Source organism: Thermophagus xiamenensis (assembly GCF_900112795.1).
In the GTDB taxonomy this organism is placed as follows: domain Bacteria; phylum Bacteroidota; class Bacteroidia; order Bacteroidales; family Marinilabiliaceae; genus Thermophagus; species Thermophagus xiamenensis.
This window is the reverse complement of record NZ_FONA01000015.1, coordinates 1-16,989: the sequence shown is the minus strand read 5'-3', so window position 1 is coordinate 16,989 and position 16,989 is coordinate 1. Positions and strand designations below refer to the sequence as shown.

The 16,989-nt window shown below is 43.0% G+C and carries 12 protein-coding genes; 9 read left to right on the top strand and 3 right to left on the bottom strand.

Annotated elements, in window-relative coordinates; translation table 11 throughout:
• Window positions 1–27: 27 nt before the first annotated feature.
• Window positions 28–2,451: a GumC family protein gene (locus BM130_RS09965; protein ID WP_010526043.1), complete on the top strand. Its 2,424-nt coding sequence runs from the start codon at window positions 28–30 to the stop codon at window positions 2,449–2,451.
• Here BM130_RS09965 and BM130_RS09960 read toward each other — a convergent pair.
• Window positions 2,448–3,800: a type IX secretion system plug protein gene (locus tag BM130_RS09960; RefSeq protein WP_010526042.1), complete on the bottom strand. Its 1,353-nt coding sequence runs from the start codon at window positions 3,798–3,800 to the stop codon at window positions 2,448–2,450. The two genes, BM130_RS09965 and BM130_RS09960, sit on opposite strands and share 4 nt — an antisense overlap.
• A gap of 87 nt (window positions 3,801–3,887) precedes the next feature.
• On the opposite strand from BM130_RS09960, the gene BM130_RS09955 reads away from it, so the two are divergent.
• The 7 genes from BM130_RS09955 (at window position 3,888) to BM130_RS09925 (ending at window position 11,133) form a co-directional block, all read left to right on the top strand.
• A complete protein-coding gene (locus BM130_RS09955) occupies window positions 3,888–5,237 on the top strand; it encodes a Na(+)-translocating NADH-quinone reductase subunit A (RefSeq protein WP_010526041.1) in 1,350 nt (449 codons plus the stop codon).
• A gap of 71 nt (window positions 5,238–5,308) precedes the next feature.
• A complete protein-coding gene (locus BM130_RS09950) occupies window positions 5,309–6,469 on the top strand; it encodes an NADH:ubiquinone reductase (Na(+)-transporting) subunit B (protein WP_010526040.1) in 1,161 nt (386 codons plus the stop codon).
• A gap of 11 nt (window positions 6,470–6,480) precedes the next feature.
• On the top strand, window positions 6,481–7,185 hold the full coding sequence (gene nqrC, locus BM130_RS09945) for an NADH:ubiquinone reductase (Na(+)-transporting) subunit C (protein WP_010526039.1): 705 nt from the start codon (window positions 6,481–6,483) through the stop codon (window positions 7,183–7,185).
• Between the two features lie 12 nt (window positions 7,186–7,197).
• On the top strand, window positions 7,198–7,860 hold the full coding sequence (locus BM130_RS09940) for an NADH:ubiquinone reductase (Na(+)-transporting) subunit D (protein WP_010526038.1): 663 nt from the start codon (window positions 7,198–7,200) through the stop codon (window positions 7,858–7,860).
• A 76-nt stretch (window positions 7,861–7,936) separates the two neighbouring features.
• A complete protein-coding gene (gene nqrE, locus BM130_RS09935; RefSeq protein WP_010526037.1) occupies window positions 7,937–8,554 on the top strand; it encodes an NADH:ubiquinone reductase (Na(+)-transporting) subunit E in 618 nt (205 codons plus the stop codon).
• Between the two features lie 17 nt (window positions 8,555–8,571).
• Window positions 8,572–9,831 (top strand): NADH:ubiquinone reductase (Na(+)-transporting) subunit F, encoded by a 1,260-nt coding sequence (gene nqrF, locus BM130_RS09930; protein ID WP_010526036.1) that lies wholly within the window; start codon window positions 8,572–8,574, stop codon window positions 9,829–9,831.
• Between the two features lie 270 nt (window positions 9,832–10,101).
• Window positions 10,102–11,133: an FAD:protein FMN transferase gene (locus BM130_RS09925; RefSeq protein WP_010526035.1), complete on the top strand. Its 1,032-nt coding sequence runs from the start codon at window positions 10,102–10,104 to the stop codon at window positions 11,131–11,133.
• 59 nt (window positions 11,134–11,192) lie between these two features.
• Here BM130_RS09925 and BM130_RS15440 read toward each other — a convergent pair whose 3' ends face one another.
• Complete coding sequence (locus BM130_RS15440) at window positions 11,193–11,363, bottom strand: hypothetical protein (protein WP_169313092.1); 171 nt, start codon at window positions 11,361–11,363, stop codon at window positions 11,193–11,195.
• A 991-nt stretch (window positions 11,364–12,354) separates the two neighbouring features.
• Here BM130_RS15440 and BM130_RS09915 point away from each other — a divergent pair.
• Window positions 12,355–14,829 (top strand): alpha-ketoacid dehydrogenase subunit alpha/beta, encoded by a 2,475-nt coding sequence (locus tag BM130_RS09915; RefSeq protein ID WP_044138290.1) that lies wholly within the window; start codon window positions 12,355–12,357, stop codon window positions 14,827–14,829.
• A 476-nt stretch (window positions 14,830–15,305) separates the two neighbouring features.
• On the opposite strand, the gene BM130_RS09905 is transcribed toward BM130_RS09915, so the two are convergent.
• The gene (locus BM130_RS09905) at window positions 15,306–16,046 is read right to left on the bottom strand and encodes a DUF4469 domain-containing protein (protein ID WP_010526032.1); all 741 of its coding nucleotides are present in this window, start codon (window positions 16,044–16,046) and stop codon (window positions 15,306–15,308) included.
• Between the last annotated feature and the right edge of the window lie 943 nt (window positions 16,047–16,989).

The window sequence follows — 16,989 nt, the reverse complement described above, 5'->3', positions numbered from 1 at the left end:
AGAAGCCCTTAAAACCACATGATAGTTATGAAACAAAACCAATCTATAAAAACTGTCAGCACGGAAACCGATTCCTTTTCCGGAAAACATTCTCAGGACTTTTCCAAACTGATTGCCCGATTTTCCGGAAAGTGGTATTTATTTCTCTTTAATTTGCTTTTCTTTATCGCCATTGCAGTCGTTATTAACCATTTTTCTCACCCGCTTTACAAAGGCAGTACTACACTCCTGATTCGTTCTGAACAAACCAAACCCATTGGTGCGCAAGCCTTAATTCAAGACCTATCCTTCGACACTCGCGATAATATCCGGAATCAAATTGGCATCCTAAAATCATACTCCCTGGCTAAACGTACATTAGAAACCCTCGACTTAAAAGTCAGTTACTTTAAAATGCCACGCATGCTGGGCAAATGGCGCATAAATGCCCTGGCGCGTAATATTTATCAAGATTCACCTATCGTGGTAAAAAACTTCTCCGGAAACCGAATACTTAAAGATATTCCTTTTTTTGTCCATATTCTTTCTCAAGACAAATATGTTCTCGAAGTCAAAACCACCATTAACGATATAGAATTTTCAGAAATCGACACATTACAATTTGGACAAATCATTAACAACCCTTATTTCTCTTTTTCGATTCATTGGCGGGATGAAGCAAACCGGCAATTTCAGGCAAACAAATCAAGTTTAATTAAGAATGATTTCAGTTTTATTTTTCTTGACATCGAAAAGTTAGCCGCTCAATACGCTCAAAAACTGAAAGTGAACTTTTACTTTGATGATGCCTCAATTCTGGAATTAAGCTTAGAGGACACCCACCCCAAATTGGTTGCCGACTTCCTTAATCAACATACACGTTCATTCATCGAAAGTGGGTTGGAAGAAAAAAACCGCATTGCCAACGCCACTATACAATTTATCGATAACCAAATCAGTGGCATTTCCGATTCTTTGCAAGCAGCTGAGTCGGACTTTCAGAAATTCCGCTCCCAAAACAAACTCATCAACATCAGCACCGAAGGCAATTTTGCCATGGAAAAACTCGAAGCTCTCGTTACCGAAAAAAGTAACTTGCAGCGAATGCTCAAATATTTTGAGTATCTCTACGATTATATCCAAACCAAAACCGAATTTAACGATATCATAGTTCCTTCTACAATGGGCATCTCAGACCAGTCGCTTAATCGTCTGGTAACTAACCTGGCCGAAGCATACGCCACACGTAACCGACTGTTAATGACCACCCGCGAAACCAGTCCGCAGGTACGCCAAATCAACAGCGAAATTGAATCCATTCGCCATTCGCTTATCGAAAATGTCCGCAATATTATTAACACCTCTGAAATTGAAATGGAACAAATCAATCAACAAATTGAAGAGGTAAACCAACAAATTCAAAAACTTCCGGGAACCGAAAGAAAATACATTAATATTCAGCGGGACTTCCAACTCAACGATAACATTTACACTTTCTTATTACAAAAACGTGCCGAAGCCGGAATTGCCCTGGCATCCAATATTCCGGACCACAAAATTATTGATCCCGCCTTTGTGCGCAATACCTATCAAACAACGCCAAAGCCAACGGCCAACCTTATTATCGCCGCATTCCTGGGGCTTATCATTCCCGCTTTAGGTTTAATTATTGGCGACAATCTTAATACCCGTATCAACAGTAACTATGTTGTTGAAGAGCATACTTCAATTCCCTTATTGGGATATATTGAACACAATCGATACGACGAAAAAATCCCCGTTATACAACATCCTTCTTCGCCTTTGGCCGAATCGTTCAGAGCGCTTAGAACCAATATTGATTTTATGATAGGGAAAAACATCCCCTCCCCCGTTATTGCCGTCACCTCTTCCGTATCGGGCGAAGGAAAGTCTTTTTGCGCGGCTAACCTGGGGGCTATTATAGCCATTACCGGCAAAAAAGTGCTTGTCGTGGGACTGGACCTCAGAAAACCGCGTACCCACAAAGAATTTATGATTGAAAACATTAACGGCCTTAGCAACTATTTACTGGGCACCTCTTCCTTCGAACAGGTGGTTAAAGAGTCGGACATTAAAGGCCTTAGTGTTGTCCCTTCCGGGCCTATCCCGCCAAACCCGGCAGAACTTATACAGTCCGATAAGATGGACAATTTCATAAAAACCGCTAAAGAACAATTCGATGTAATTATTCTCGACACGCCGCCGCTGGCTCTCGTGTCCGATACCTTGCTTATCACAAGAATGGCTGAACTGACCATTTTTGTGGTCCGACAAAAATTTTCACGAAAACATGCCATTAATTTCCTCAATCATCTGGTTGAAGCAGGACGGCTCAATAAAACAGGTATTTTAATGAATGATATAACAACGCCGAAGGGTTACAACTCTCTTTCTCAATATGGTTATGGTTACGGCTATAGTCGCTTCAAAAAAAGTGGATACTATGGCTAACCGGATTTATTGACCGAATTAACTATCTGCAAACCTATCAAACGATCATATCTCTGACCAACAGGACGATAATAGACCAATATCAAATAATCATTTTCGGCACGACCAAAACTACCTTCCGAAGGTATTACCGTTGTCTTTCCCTCAGACATTCCTTTTTTAACTACATACTGATAGTTATAATAACCTTGTTTCAACAACAATGTTAAATGATACAAATGGTCATCATAGTCATATATCATTTTTGCCCGCTGGTCGAGTTTCCAGTTGGTCAAGCCACCGGTCATATATACTTCGGTTTGGTTTAAGGGGGGCTCCCACTTAAACGAAAAATGAACGAAGGCATAATCGGCCGATACCTCTGCATCTTCTTCCTCTTGCACATCAATATAATATCGACCATTAAAATCTTCATGGTAATAATACGGCTTCTTACTGCGTGGTTGGTCTGGAAAGACCTGAATATGATAAAAAGGGTCAGAATAAACAATATCTTTCACATGGTCCGACTGAAAACGAAAACTCCTTAAGTCTACCCATCGGAACTCATTTCCACCTTCAAACACCACTTCCCGGTTATAATTAAAATCCATCACGCCGTTACCATAAAACAGAGGCCGTAAACCGCGTATGGCATTATCAACTCTACCGTTTTGAATTATCGTTACATTTACTTCGTTGGCCGGATCCATGATATTTATGCCAGGATGTTGTACCTCAAAATCTATTTCCTGATAATTGGAACGGTCCGATGAAAACATGGTATATTTAACTTCGGCATTAATACTAACAGCTTGTTCAGTAACCCAAAAGCGCCGAATAATCACCGGTTCTTCTCGATTCCCGTTTTCGAATACTTTTACTAAATAATTGCCTGACACAAGCAGCCGGATTTCTTCATTGGGAAATTCCAGTTCATAATGCACATAATCAAAGGTTGTATTAAACGAACGTCGAAATATTTCTACAGGAACCATATCATTCCCCCGGAAATATTCCGTCCGCATCAATACAGATGGCTGCCAGTCGGCATCGCAAAGTTCAACGGTATAATAGTAATTTTTTATCTCCGTACCCAACTCATCAAAAGAAAGCGTTAAAGATTGACCAGAATTTAACTCAATAAATGGATATGACATGGGCCAACCTGTCCGGTGGAATAGTACCGTTTTTATATTTTCATCAGTTTTTTCAGGGTCGGAAATATCCTTTAATGTACGAGCTGTCACCAATGTAGGTCCCAACAAAAAAATAACCACCCAAAAATTAAAGAAATTTTTACGCAAATATAGAGAACCAAAGTCCCCTACAATTTGTTTGGGCAATGTGAAAAAGTTATAAATGCTCATTTTTAAGTGGTTTCATTTTCCCATTTAATACTCTAAAGTGATAAATTTAACTATTTTTGCAGGCAAATTCAAAACCGTTTATAAAACATGTCTGAGGTAATCAAAATAAAAAAAGGATTGGATATCCCGCTCAAAGGCAAGTCTGACAAAGTCTTTGGACAGGCCCAATTACCCGATTTGTTTGCCATTAAGCCCACCGATTTTCACGGCGTGGTGCCTAAGATGGTGGTCAAAGAAGGGGAGAAAGTAAAAGCTGGCTCGGTATTGTTTTTCGACAAGAACCAGCCCGATGTGAAATTTGTTTCGCCCGTTAGCGGCCAACTCAAGAGTGTGATCCGCGGTGAACGCAGAAAAATTCTGGAAGTGGTCATTCAATCGGACGGAACAAACGACACTATCGACTTCGGGGCAGAAGACTTATCTACTTTGAGCAGGGATGCGGTGGTGGCAAAGTTACAGGAAGCAGGTGCATGGCCTTATTTACTGAGAAGACCATATAATATCCTGGCTAAAAAAGATGATGCGCCCAAAGCTATTTTCATCTCCGCTTTCGACAGTGCTCCTCTTGCACCGGATTATGATTTCATAATGACCGGTAAGGAAAAAGAATTTCAGGCTGGTATTGATGTGCTTAAAACGCTTTGTGATAACATACACATCGGTATCAATGCCCAGGCTGCTTCAAAGCTTTTTGTCAATACAAAAGGGGTTAAGATCCACCGGTTCAACGGACCCCATCCCGCCGGTAATGTGGGTGTACAAATTCATCATGTTATGCCTATCAACAAAGGAGAGGTGGTATGGACCATTCAACCACAGGAGGTGGCTACCATTGGTAAACTTTTTACCACCGGTAAGCATGATTTCTCTCGTACTATTGTGGTTGCCGGTTCCGAAATCAAAAAACCCGCTTATTACAAAACCATTCTTGGTGCATGCGTTAAGCCCTATCTTAACGACAACCTTAATACTGAAGAGCATGTACGCATAATCAGCGGTAATGTACTCACAGGAACCCAAATCAACGACGACGGTTTTCTCGGATTTTACCATTCCCAAATTACAGCCATCCCCGAAGGTGATGAGTTCGAATTCATGGGGTGGGCTAAACCCGGATTCGGTAAATTTAGTATTTCACGGTCCTACTTCAGCTGGCTCGCGCCTAATAAAGAGTACCGACTTAATGCCAATATGATGGGTGGTGTACGACCTTTCGTGGTATCTGGTGTCTACGAAAAAGTACTCCCCATGGACATTCTGCCCGAACAGTTGTTTAAATCCATTCTGGTCGAGGATATTGACAAAATGGAACAACTGGGCATTTATGAGCTTGCGGAAGAAGATGTTGCCCTTTGCGAATTTGTTTGCCCCTCGAAAATGAACTTGCAAAAGATACTTCGCAAAGGCATTGACTTAATGATTAAAGAGCTGGGGTAAGTTGTTTAATCTTTTTTATAGGTTTTAATTTTTAATATTAGCTCGATAAAAAAACAAACAAATACTTTCGAATGAAGGCATTACGAAATTATATCGATAAGATTAAACCCCACTTCGAAAAAGGGGGGAAATATGAAAAACTGCAATCCACATTCGAAGCATTCGAGACGCTCCTATTTGTCCCGAATACAACCAATAAGAACGGAGTGCATGTGCGTGATGCCATGGACATGAAACGTACCATGGCTACGGTTGTTATTGCCCTGATACCGGCCTTACTTTTCGGCATCTGGAACGCCGGATACCAGCACTTTCTGGCCACAGGACAGCAACCCGACTTCTGGCCCATGGTTGGCCACGGCTTTTTGAAAGTCTTCCCGATTTTAGTTGTATCCTACGTCACCGGACTGACCATTGAATTTATCTTCGCACAAATTCGCGGTCACGAAGTTAACGAAGGTTTTCTGGTTACCGGGATGCTTATACCTCTGGTACTGCCGGTAGATATCCCGCTGTGGATGGTTTTCGTAGCTACCGCTTTTGCCGTTATTATTGGCAAAGAAGTATTCGGTGGTACCGGTATGAATATCTGGAATCCCGCCCTATTAGCCAGGGCTTTTTTATTTTTTGCTTATCCCGCCTATATGTCGGGAGATACCATCTGGATTAGCGGACTATCCCAAGGTGAAGGTATTGTCGACGGGTTTTCCGGTGCCACCGCTTTAGGTGCTGCCGTTACTACCGGTGATATCGACAAATACTCGTTCATCGATAGTTTCCTGGGTTTCATTCCCGGTTCTATTGGTGAAACCTCAACGTTGGCAATACTCATTGGTGCTGCTATCCTTATTTATACAGGTGTTGGTAGCTGGCGCATTATGCTCTCGGTCTTTGTGGGAGGTTTCCTGATGGCCTTAGGCTTTAATGCCATAGGTTCTACACCGCTGATGCAAATCCCCGCATGGCATCATCTGGTACTCGGCGGTTTCGCCTTTGGTGCCGTTTTCATGGCTACCGATCCCGTTTCGGCTACCCGAACCAATAAAGGGAAATACATTTATGGCTTTCTTATCGGTGTGTTAAGTATCATGATCAGGGTGTTCAACCCTGCTTATCCCGAAGGGGTGATGTTGGCCATCCTCCTGATGAACACTTTTGCACCACTGATTGACCATTTTATTGTTGAAAGCAACATCAGACGTCGTCTGAAAAGAGCAAGTATAACCGCATAACATTTGAAACAATGGACAGACAAGGAAATAAATATACTTTTCTCTATGCTTCAGTGATGGTAATAGTGGTGGCTACATTGCTGGCTTTTGTATCGGAAGCACTACGACCCATCCAGAAAAAAAATGAAGAAGAGTCTAAAATGGCTGATATTCTCAGATCGGTAAACATCCAAACCACAACAGCCGATGTGGCCGAAAAATATCAGAAATATATAGGTGACAATGTTTTTATCGTTTCGTACGACGGTCAACGACAAGAAGCCGATGCTAAAACGGCTTTCGATGTAGACCTTAGTGTAGAAATCCGAAAACCACTGACCGAACGTCAATACCCGGTTTACGAATGCCACCTCGACAACGGCGATGTCAAATACATCCTGCCCGTCAGAGGTACCGGTCTCTGGGGACCCATTTGGGGGTATATTGCCCTTAATGCCGATAAAAACACCATTTTCGGTACAACCTTTTCTCACAAAGGTGAAACACCCGGATTGGGTGCCGAAATTGCTACCGAAGCGTTTCAGCAACAGTTCAAAGGAAAAACCATTTTCGATGAAAGCGGAAATCTGGTTTCTGTGGCTGTGGTCAAAGGGGGAGCACCCGATGAGGCACCACACCAGGTCGATGCTATCTCGGGAGGTACCATTACCAGCCGTGGTGTGGAAAACATGCTGAAAGATTATTTTAAAGGTTACGAAGCATTTTTAAAAAAATAAAACAGGAGAACTATGAGTAGTGAAAAAGAACCTTTGTTCTCATCGAAGAACCTTAAATTGTTAACCAATCCGCTGGGAAGCCAAAACCCCATTACCGTTCAGGTGTTGGGAATCTGTTCGGCTCTGGCGGTCACAGCCAAACTGGAACCGGCTATCGTCATGTCGCTTTCAGTGATCTTTGTCCTGATCTTTTCAAACCTTATTATATCTCTGTTACGAAATACCATCCCGTCGCGTATTCGTATCATTGTTCAGCTGACCATTGTTGCTTCATTGGTTATATTAGTCGACCAGGTACTGAAAGCTTTTGCCTATGAAGTAAGCAAACAGTTATCGGTTTTCGTGGGATTGATAATTACCAACTGTATCATCATGGGTAGGCTCGAAGCTTTTGCATTGGGCAACAAACCCTGGCCTTCGGTTCTCGATGGTTTAGGTAACGGTGCCGGCTATGGACTTATTCTGGTGATTGTTGCTTTCTTCCGCGAATTACTGGGAACAGGTAATCTTACCCTCCCCGGCATTGGTGAAATACAGATTATTCCCGATGCGCTCTATAACGCCGGATATGTTAATAACGGATTAATGATCCTGCCGCCAATGGCATTGATAACGGTAGGTATTATCATCTGGGTGCAAAGAAGTCGAAATAAGGATTTAATTGATGCCAGTTAACCTGCTTAAGACCTCTATCCCATAGGATAATATATCGTTAAAAAAATAGTAAAATCATGTATAATTAATAAGAGCAATGGAAAATCTGCTAAATATATTTGTAAAGTCCATTTTCATAGAGAACATGATTTTTGCCTACTTCTTAGGCATGTGTTCCTATCTGGCAGTATCCAAAACCGTGAAGACCTCATTTGGTCTTGGTATTGCCGTTGTATTTGTATTAAGCATCACCGTACCCGTCAACTACCTGTTAGAGAATTACATCTTGAAAGAAGGAGCGTTGAGCTGGCTGGGCGAAGGGTTTGAAGATATCAACCTCAGCTTCTTAAGCTTTATCATGTTTATTGCCGTCATCGCCTCTATGGTGCAGCTGGTGGAAATGATTGTTGAAAAGTTTGCGCCGGCCCTTTATACTTCATTGGGAATTTTCCTCCCATTGATAGCCGTTAACTGCGCCATCCTTGGTGGATCACTCTTCATGCAAGAGCGGGCTTATGCCAACATTGGCGAAGCTGCCGTCTTTGGATTCGGTTCGGGTGTAGGCTGGCTTTTGGCCATCGTTGGTATTGCCGCCATACGTGAAAAAATCAGGTATTCCGATGTACCGGCTCCGTTGCGCGGCCTCGGCATTACCTTCATCATTACCGGATTGATGGGTATAGCATTTATGAGTTTCATGGGTATTCAACTTTAAAAAAAGAGCACTCTAAAATGAATATATTAGTTATTTCCACACAAGTAATCGTAACCAGTGCTGTTGTCTTTCTGACGGTGATCATATTGTTGGTTTCGATTCTTCTGTTTGCCAAGAAAAAACTTACCCCGCAGGGGAAAGTAACCATCGACATTAACAATGGAGAAAAGACGCTGGAAGTAGATAGTGGACAAACCTTGCTTACTGCTTTAGGTAATAATAAAATTTTCTTGCCCTCAGCCTGCGGCGGTGGGGGTACATGCGCCATGTGTCGTTGTCAGGTCCACGAAGGGGCCGGCTCTATACTGCCTACCGAAACAGGACACTTTACCCGCAAAGAACAGATGCAGGACTGGCGCCTGGCCTGTCAGGTTAAGGTGAGAGACAACATTAAAATGGAAATCCCGCAGGAAATACTGGGTATCAAGAAATGGGAATGTACTGTTCTCTCCAATAAAAATGTGGCAACCTTTATTAAAGAGTTTGTGGTACAGCTCCCCGAAAACGAAACGCTCGATTTCAAATCGGGAGGTTATATCCAGATTGATGTTCCTAAAATCGATGTTGATTTCAAAGATATCGAAGTGGAAGAAGAGTTCCGTGGCGACTGGGAAAAATACAAAATGTTTGACCTCAAGATGCATAATCCGGAACCCACTTTTAGGGCTTATTCTATGGCCAACCATCCCGCCGAGAATAACATCATCATGCTCAATGTGCGGATAGCTACCCCGCCCTTCGACCGCGTTAACGGTGGATTCCAAAAGGTTAACCCGGGTGTTTGCTCTTCTTATATCTTCTCCCGCAAACCCGGTGACAAGGTAACCATTTCCGGACCTTACGGCGAATTCTTCCTGAAAGACACCAACCGTGAAATGATGTTTATTGGCGGTGGTGCAGGTATGGCACCCATGCGCTCACACATATTCCACCTGTTCCATACCCTTAAAACCGACCGTAAGGTCTCTTTCTGGTATGGTGCACGCTCTAAAAGAGAAATCTTCTACTATGATGATTTCCACAACATCGAAAAGAATTTCGACAACTTTAAGTTCACCATTGCCCTTTCTGAACCACTGCCCGAAGATAACTGGGACGGACCCACAGGATTCATTCACTCGGTTATCTTCGAGGAGTACCTCAGCAAACATGAAGAACCCGAAGAAATAGAATATTATCTTTGCGGGCCGCCAATGATGATTGCTGCCGTTCAGAAAATGCTTTACGATTTAGGGGTTCCCGATGAAATGATTATGTTTGACGACTTTGGATCCTAAAACAGCACTGATAAACCCATGAACCTGCTTCATTTATTAAATGGTTCGTGGGTTTTTTTCTCGTCGCTTCATAGAAGCTTTAAGGCGCTTATTAAGCCAATCTTCCCCTATCCTGTCTCTTATTTTTGTCATACAGGATAGCTGATGCAGCCATTAATATTTCCATGAAGCGACATCTTTTTTAGCCTTTTGCGGCCTTTTAACCTGACTCATCAGGGCAATACAATCCAAAGGTCATAGACCCATTAAAACCTCTTAATTTCCTACAAAATGAAAAAGCATCCTTTTTCACTCACCCGGGTTATTGTTTCCTCCACCTTCATACTTTTGATGGTTGTATCATGTGCTCCAAAAGAAAAATGGATAAAAAACCAGGGAGCCGTATTCGGCACCTACTACCACCTGGTGTATGAAAGCCCCGGCGGTAAAGACCTGCAGGCAGCCGTCCTCCAGGCATTGGATTCTGTCAACCACGCCCTTTCAACCTATGATTCTGCATCTGTAATCTCCCGTTTTAATCAATCGGATAAGGGCATCGCTGTTACCAACCACCATTTTAAAACCGTGGTTGAAGCAGCTCAGGCCATTACCAAAGCCACCGATGGCGCTTTCGACATGACTGTTGCCCCACTGGTAAATGCCTGGGGATTTGGTTTCTCAAAAAAACAAACCATTACGCCCCACCTTCTCGATTCCTTAACCTCTTTGGTAGGAATGCAAAAGGTTCTGTTACGGGGCGACTCGCTGATTAAGCTAAAACCCGGTTTAATGATCGATGCATCGGCCATCGCAAAAGGATACGGTGTCGACATTGCCGCTAAAGTTCTGGAAATAAATGGATGTGCCAATTATCTGGTGGAAATTGGAGGTGAGGTTTATTCTAAAGGCCACAATCCTCAAAGCAAGCCTTGGAGAGTAGGTATCGACAAGCCCATTGACGACCCGGCAGCCTCAAACCGCCAAATTCAAACCGTCGTCAATCTTTCCGGAAAAGCCTTGGCTACTAGTGGTAATTACCGGCAGTTCTATATCGACGAAAATACAGGTATCAAATATGCCCATACCATCGACCCGAGAACCGGTAATCCGGTTAATCATTCTCTCCTGAGTGCATCGGTCATCGCCAACGACTGCATGACGGCCGACGCCTATGCCACCGCTTGTATGGTCATGGGATTGGAAAAAAGCATGGAACTATTTTCTCAACACCCCGAATTGGAAGGTTATTTTATCTATGACACTCCCCAAGGTATGAAAACCATCCACACGCCGGGATTTGAAAAATACCTGGCAGATAATTAATCCGGCACCAACCGATGAATATGATTTGTGGCGAAAAGGGCTTCCGGCAATAAATGTTTTTATTTGCTTTCTAATTCACAACTTTCAACGCCGGAAGCACAACTGCAGGAACCACCGCTACAGGTGGTCAAAGTTGCATCTTTCTTAAAAAAACTTTTGATGGCCAGACCAGCTACTGCCAATCCTACCAACACTATACTTATTACTAGCATTATTAATATGGTACTCATAACCATCCTCCTCTTTCCTTTTTTAATGATTAATAGCTACCTGGTTACTATACAACAAAGGTAATCATTTTTTATTCCGGACACAAATGTCTCTTTTAGGATTAATGAGATTGAGGGGATTGATGAGATTGGGAAGCCTGGCCCCTGCCTCACCCTTACCTTGTCGTTAATGCATTACCCCGGAAAATTTTCCTCTGATCTACCTAATCTCCTTTAACAAATGACGGCGGTCCTTCTGCTCCATCTTATCAACGGTGGAGGCACAGTATATGCCACGACGAGCCATCTCCTTATTCCCTCCGATATGTGTATGCGGAAACTTCCCGTTCTTTTTTAATAGTATGCGTACCGCAAAAAGAATAAAAATAACACCAAGCAAGATCACGCTTAGCAGCACTAAAAGAAAAATTTTCGAAACCATCTGCAATCACTTATTTTAATGACAAAGCTACAAAAAAAGATAGGGATTAAACATTTTTCACCCAAATACTGTTTGAGTAATAACTCGAAAACGCAACAAAGACCCATTAACATTGTTTTTAAATTGCCATAAACCGAATAAAAAGGTTGTTTCGCAACAAACAGCTGTTACACCTTTACGGAATAGACCCAAAACGTCCGAAATAACACTTCGGAATCAGCATTTGGAAGAAAAATAAGTAGAAGCTCAATCCAAAATGTTTGCCTTAAAAAGAACACATATAGCGATATAAGCAAAAGAGACAAATTAACCCTTAGCCCTTAGTTGTAGACACATTCACACCCATGCAATGCTTACAGAGGCCTGCGAAAACTAAGCGCTAAGAACGAAACACCAGGCACCAAAAATTTAGAATTGGCACTTACTTCCTTGTTAATAAACCAAATGCTGTTTTGGCCTGCCAAAAAGGGAGCAGTATCCGTGTTAAAACCATTAAATTATCGAATCAAACAATTACCTTTGCCATGTTGGATTGCTTATGGAGAGCCAAACCAACACAACAAAAAAGAAATGATCACAACAAAATCAAAGGAAAGAAAACCGATCAAACATCCTGCCCACAACAACCAAGAAAACAAAGCTCTTAAGTTTGAAGAGTTCAGGCAGGAAGTGCTTAACGACTACAAACTGGCTTTTCTCAGTCGACAAATGAGCTTCATCGCTCGACGGGAAGTACTTACCGGAAAAGCCAAATTTGGCATCTTTGGTGATGGCAAAGAAATTGCTCAAATAGCCATGGCCAAACAATTCAGAAAAGGAGATTGGCGATCGGGCTACTACCGCGATCAAACCTTTATGTTGGCCACAGGCATGACTACCCCTAAAAAGTTCTTTGCCATGCTCTATGGCGAAACCCGGACACACCTTAACCCCGATAATGGCGGGCGTTCCATGAACAATCACTTTGGCACCAGACTGATTGATGATAACGGTAACTGGCTCCCACAAACAACCATGGGCAATACCGCTTCAGACATCAGTCCTACCGCCGGACAAATGCCTCGGCTGGTGGGGTTGGCGCTGGCTTCTAAGCTTTACCGCCAACAACCGGAGCTGAGTCATCTTACGCAATTCTCTAACAATGGCAACGAGGTGGCTTTTGGTACCATTGGTGATTCCAGCACCTCCGAAGGCTTATTTTTTGAAACCATGAATGCTGCCGCCGTTCTGCAAATTCCCATGGCCGTATCGGTATGGGATGACGGATTTGGCATATCGGTACCGGTGGACCTTCAAACCGTTAAGGCCAGTATCTCTAAAGCACTTCGAGGCTTTGAAAAACAAAAAAAAGACAAAAACGGCATCCTCATATTCGAAGGATATGGATGGGATTATGCCGGCCTCTGTCAAATGTATGAAGAAGGTATCAGCCAATGTCGTCAAAATCATGTGCCCGTATTGTTCCATGTTAAAGAATTGACTCAACCCACGGGTCACTCTACTTCCGGCTCGCATGAGCGATATAAATCCAAAGAGCGGCTGGAATGGGAAAAAGAAAACGACTGCATCGTTAAAATGCGCCAATGGCTGCTGGAAACTAACCTGGCCGATGACCAAACCCTCAACACGCTCGAAAAAGAGGCTACCACCGAAGCTCATTCTGCTCAAAAGGAAGCTTTCAAGGAATACATGGCCCCCATGCGTCAGGAACGACGACAACTGGTAGAACTGGTTCAAAACAAAAAATGCGACTGCGGAACCAAAGGCGAACAAGAAATAAAGGCTATCATTGATAACCTGAATAAAGCTGTAACCCTCAACCGAAAAGAAATTCTCAGTGCCGCCAGGAAAATACTTCGGCACTCCTGTGCTTCGTGCAGCTCACAAGATCCTTTCAAAGACCGGCTCAAACAATGGGTTGCCGACTATTTCCGAATGGGGAAAGAAAAATATAACCAATACCTGTACGATGAGTCAGACCATTCGCCCCTAAAGGTAGAACCGGTACCGCCCCGGTATGCCGACGATGCGCCAATGGTTCCCGGAAGAGAAATTATCCGCGACAATTTTGATGCCCTGTTTGCCAAAAACCCGCGAATCCTGACGCTGGGCGAAGATACCGGTAAGCTGGGCGACGTTAACCGAACCCTCGAAGGCCTCCAAGAAAAATACGGACAGTGGCGGGTCCGCGACACAGGCATTCATGAAGCCACCATTATAGGGCAAGGTATCGGGCTGGCTTTGCGGGGACTTCGACCCATCGCCGAAATTCAATATTTCGACTACATTCTTTACGCACTTCATGTGATTAGCGATGATTTGGCCACAACCCATTACCGTACAAAAGGCGGACAAAAAGTGCCGCTCATCGTCCGTACACGTGGCCATCGCCTCGAAGGAATCTGGCACTCCGGCTCACCTCTGAGTATGGTCATTAACAGCATACGTGGTGTACATGTATGTGTGCCACGCGACATGACCCGTGCAGCAGGAATGTACAATACCATTCTTGAAGGCGACGACCCTGCACTGGTTATCGAACCTCTTAACGGATATCGTATTCGGGAAAAACAACCTGCCAATTTCGGTGAGTACAAAATTCCTTTAGGCGTACCCGAAGTTATCCGCGAAGGTAGCGATGTAACGCTCGTTACCTACGGATCGTGTGTCCGTATAGCCATAGAGGCCGTTGAGCAACTGGAAAAAGCAGGTATTTCCGTTGAGCTGATTGATGTTCAAACCCTACTGCCTTTTGACATTAGGGGAATAATTCTCAACTCACTGAAAAAAACCAACCGTATCGTATTCTTCGATGAAGATGTTCCCGGTGGTGCCACAGCTTTTATGATGCAAAAGGTCATAGAAGAACAAGGAGGATTTTATCACCTGGCCAACAGACCGGTGACCATCACCGCCAAAGACCACCGGCCCGCTTACGGTACTGATGGAGACTACTTCAGCAACCCCAATGCCGAAGATGTCTATGAAACCATCTACGACCTCATGGCCGAGGATTTCCCTCAAAAGTTCCTGCCAATATATTAAGAGAACCTTTCAAAACATATAAAATAAAAAACAGGGAATTTAGAGGACGGATATAAACATTAACAGGCCTCATTCCCGCCGAAGGGCGGGAATGAGGCCTTGTTTTTTACAGGGCTACGTTCACTAGCTAGGGAGTGAGACTTTCCCTCCCTTCGGAGTGAGACATTCCCTCCTCTCGGAGTGAGACTTTCCCTCCCCTCGGAGTGAGACTTTCCCTCCCTTCGGAGTGAGACATTCCCTCCCCTCGGAGTGAGACTTTCCCTCCCCCCGGAGTGAGACATTCCCTCCCCCCGGAGCGAGACTCTCCCTCCTCTCGGAGGGAAACTTTCCCTCCCTTGATAAGAAAATTTTTTGCACCCCGATAAGAAAAGTTCCGGAAAACAAGGACAAATAAAAAGGTTGCCCCGCTAACAAACGGGACAACCCATATATTTAAGCCCTCTTTATAGTCCGAAGTCAATTAAAACACTTAGTCATCAAGCATTATTCTGAACGGTGAGCACATATTCCAGCGTATAGGAACGTGGTTCCTTCAATAAAGTACTGGGAGAATACTGCGTAGTAATAGTCAGTTGATACTCACCTGATGGCAAATCGGCAGGAACAATGAAAGAAACCCGCGACGGTTCATTAACCAGAATGGAATTCATAGGAATAGTAACCACATCACCGGTTTGCACATTGGTGAGCGACAGTCCCACGCCTTCGCCATCGCCGACAATCTTAATACCACTACCAAAAACATTAGCACCTCCACCCGGAGTAAGAGATGTATTCTCCTCATTGGTAGAGACATTTACCACAGCATTAATTACCATGGCGGCAGGAGCCATACCTCTTACTTCTACTGCAATATCATTAACAAAAGCCCTTAATTCGGGTGAAGGATAAACAACAACGGAAAGAGAGTGCTTGGAAGAATCCCAACCGGCATTATCGCCAATAAAAACACCATTAACTTTTAGTCCGAAAGTACCCAGGCCGAAAGTAACGTTGGCACCATACCCTATCTGCTCCTTGGCGACATCCCTCATGATATCCATCGAGGTCAGCAAAATATTAGAGCTCAGGGGAGAGCCACGCTCTTCGGCGATTCTTGCCAGATCGGTTTCGTTGAGTCTCCTGGTAACAACGACTCTGCCAAACCGATCGTCTTTTCTCCCGGTAATTGCCAAGTCATACAACTCAACAATTACCCTGTTTTTAGAATCTGCCATAACTGAACTCTTTTAAAGGTTTAAAAAACTTAATTTTTAACCCAACAAAAAGAGCAAAAAACAATCAGCTTACACGTCACTTAGTACCAAAAGAACCCATTATTTCATAAGATAAAGATTGACTCCGGACCATTGTCGGAGAGCTTTAATTACGAGTCCTAATTTAATATTTTTACAAATATTTTTCAAAAAAAATACACAAAAAATTTTTAGTGCCAAATCGAGTCCTTAAGCACCCATTTCAGGAGTGAAAAGTTATTGACAAGACATCAGAATGAGCCAGTTATTACCCCTTCGGACTATTGTATTTAAACCATCACCCATTCATCCACATACCTGCAGCCAAAACATTTGAACAACAAATATTCAAAGAGATATGAATACCTGACATTTTTCATAACAAAAAGTCATACAATTCAATAGATTTGTATGAGATGGTAAAGTAATGTTGAGGCAGAAGTGCCCCGGGAGAAGAAGTTTTTAGTGGTTAGTGATTAGTCATTAGTGGTTAGTGATTAGTCATTAGTCAATAGTCATTAGTGCCGGTTACACAAAGAACTAATGACTAACTTTAAGAACCAATAATTCAATTAAATAAGTAAATTAAATACAAATAAAACGAGCATGACTAAAAAGATTTGTCACAAAAGAACATGTATAAAATGATATAGGCAGAAGTGCACAGGCAGAAGGCAGAAGTGAGATTTATCGATTTTATGATTGCGGGTTGGGAAATTTCCCCTTTAGGGGATTAAGGGGTGAGGGATGGCCATAATGGACTTTAAACTAATTATATAAGTAAATTATATACGAATGAAACGAGCATGGCGGCTTTTGCCACAAAAGAGCATGTATAAAATGATATAGGCAGAAGTGCACAGGCAGAAGGCAGAAGTGAGATTTATCGATTTTATGATTGCGGGTTGGGAAATTTCCCCTTTAG

What these genes read in the sequence shown, in the direction of transcription:
- nqrF (WP_010526036.1), top strand. Translation starts at nt 8,572, where the DNA reads ATGAATATATTAGTTATTTCCACACAAGTAATCGTAACCAGTGCTGTT.
- nqrC (WP_010526039.1), top strand. Translation starts at nt 6,481, where the DNA reads ATGGACAGACAAGGAAATAAATATACTTTTCTCTATGCTTCAGTGATG.
- BM130_RS09915 (WP_044138290.1), top strand. Translation starts at nt 12,355, where the DNA reads ATGATCACAACAAAATCAAAGGAAAGAAAACCGATCAAACATCCTGCC.
- BM130_RS09955 (WP_010526041.1), top strand. Translation starts at nt 3,888, where the DNA reads ATGTCTGAGGTAATCAAAATAAAAAAAGGATTGGATATCCCGCTCAAA.
- BM130_RS09960 (WP_010526042.1), bottom strand. Translation starts at nt 3,800, where the DNA reads ATGAGCATTTATAACTTTTTCACATTGCCCAAACAAATTGTAGGGGAC.
- BM130_RS09950 (WP_010526040.1), top strand. Translation starts at nt 5,309, where the DNA reads ATGAAGGCATTACGAAATTATATCGATAAGATTAAACCCCACTTCGAA.
- BM130_RS09940 (WP_010526038.1), top strand. Translation starts at nt 7,198, where the DNA reads ATGAGTAGTGAAAAAGAACCTTTGTTCTCATCGAAGAACCTTAAATTG.
- BM130_RS15440 (WP_169313092.1), bottom strand. Translation starts at nt 11,363, where the DNA reads ATGAGTACCATATTAATAATGCTAGTAATAAGTATAGTGTTGGTAGGA.
- BM130_RS09965 (WP_010526043.1), top strand. Translation starts at nt 28, where the DNA reads ATGAAACAAAACCAATCTATAAAAACTGTCAGCACGGAAACCGATTCC.
- BM130_RS09905 (WP_010526032.1), bottom strand. Translation starts at nt 16,046, where the DNA reads ATGGCAGATTCTAAAAACAGGGTAATTGTTGAGTTGTATGACTTGGCA.
- BM130_RS09925 (WP_010526035.1), top strand. Translation starts at nt 10,102, where the DNA reads ATGAAAAAGCATCCTTTTTCACTCACCCGGGTTATTGTTTCCTCCACC.
- nqrE (WP_010526037.1), top strand. Translation starts at nt 7,937, where the DNA reads ATGGAAAATCTGCTAAATATATTTGTAAAGTCCATTTTCATAGAGAAC.